The 1,352-nt window shown below is 61.6% G+C and carries 1 protein-coding gene and 2 pseudogenes; 1 reads left to right on the forward strand and 2 read right to left on the reverse strand.

What is annotated here, in order from left to right; translation table 11 throughout:
- Window positions 1–235: pseudogene (locus tag IQ16_RS47245) on the reverse strand (hypothetical protein); the annotation flags it as partial.
- Window positions 236–498: 263 nt separating this feature from the next.
- Between IQ16_RS47245 and IQ16_RS44960 the strand changes: the two are divergent.
- Window positions 499–820, forward strand: a pseudogene (locus tag IQ16_RS44960) (DDE-type integrase/transposase/recombinase); the annotation flags it as partial.
- Between the two features lie 50 nt (window positions 821–870).
- On the opposite strand, the gene IQ16_RS44965 reads toward IQ16_RS44960, so the two are convergent.
- The gene (locus IQ16_RS44965; RefSeq protein WP_011084508.1) at window positions 871–1,128 is read right to left on the reverse strand and encodes a WGR domain-containing protein; all 258 of its coding nucleotides are present in this window, start codon (window positions 1,126–1,128) and stop codon (window positions 871–873) included.
- Window positions 1,129–1,352 lie beyond the last annotated feature (224 nt).

A 1,352-nucleotide genomic window follows, 5' to 3' on the forward strand; every position in this document is an offset into this window, starting at 1 on the left:
TGATTGCGGCGTCTTTGTCGTGGACGGCACGCGGGAGCTGGTTAGGCAATTGGCGCAAGGACGGGAGCCAGACCAGCTGAACCTCAGCAACGTCGTTGCCAATCGGCAGGCACTGCAAGCGCGACTCAGGGGTTGATGTCGCCGTGGGCGGACCCTCGCGGCGCTTCTCTTTGAGCTTGAATGACGGCTGGAAGAAGTTCACCAGCAGGCGCGCCGCGGCGTAGAGACGTGCCATCACGCGGGCCGTCTCGCCCCCGTCGAAGCGCCCGTATCCGACGAGCCGCCGGACCACCGACAGCGCGATGCGGTTGTCGGCAAGGGCGAGCGCGCGACGCTGCGCTTCGGAAAGACCGGTCAGCTGACCGGCGCCTCGAGGAGACCGAGCTTTCGCGCGGCCAGGTATCGGCCTTCGCCCGCGATGATCGTGCCATCGCTGTCGACGAGCAGCGGGTACCGTCAAGTTAACGAATTGGAGCGGCCGAGGGGTAGACGACCGGCATGCCGACCGCCCGGGACCCTCTTTATCGCCGCCATCGCTTCCCATCGGAAGTGATCAGCTATGCCGTTTGGTTGTATTTCCGGTTTCCCAGCGGCTCATGAAGAAGCTCTTGAAATCCGCCGGCACGCCGCCGCGCGTGATGATCACGGACAAGCGTTCGCACGGCGCTGCGAGGGCGAAGATGGGCTTTTTCGTCGAACATCGCCAGCACAGAGCTCTCAACAATCGGGCTGAGAATTCTCATCAGCCGACGCGGCAACGCGGCGGATCATGAAGCGTTTCAAATCGTCCCGTCAGGCTCAACGGTTTCTGTCACTTCACGTTCCAGGCATCGTAAGTGGATCCGTAATCCCCGGGAAATTGACGAAACCTCAGACTCTCTCCTCAGCAGAGGTGTATCCGCGCCTGCGCTTGGCGCGCTCCAGCCGTCCGAATGCTTCGCCCGCTTCAGCGCTGGCATCGAAAGTCTGCACCATCGTCTGGCCGGTCGTGCCGATCCGGCCCCAGTCGCGGATCAGCGAGACCCCGCCGAACAAGGTCGGTTGGATCGAAAGCAAGTAAAACCGCCGCATGTTGCGGGTGGTGTCGATGCGGCGAAGGTGAAGCGGCCCTAGCTTAAGGTTCGGCATGCATGGATTCTCGCTTCCTGTGGAAGCGAGGTCCAATGCTTTCTATGAATCGATCAGGGCCAAACGATTCATTCTCTCGCTACATCAATTGCACCAGGCGGGTGTCTTCGGACTGTGGCGATGATGTGGAGGCTCCACGGCCCGATTTGAACCCCACCGTCTCGCGGCAAAACCGAGACCGCAGTCTGAACTGATCGAGAAGCTCACTGAATCGCGCCGGAGCT

The sequence above is a fragment of the Bradyrhizobium huanghuaihaiense genome, from assembly GCF_007830635.1.
In the GTDB taxonomy this organism is placed as follows: domain Bacteria; phylum Pseudomonadota; class Alphaproteobacteria; order Rhizobiales; family Xanthobacteraceae; genus Bradyrhizobium; species Bradyrhizobium huanghuaihaiense.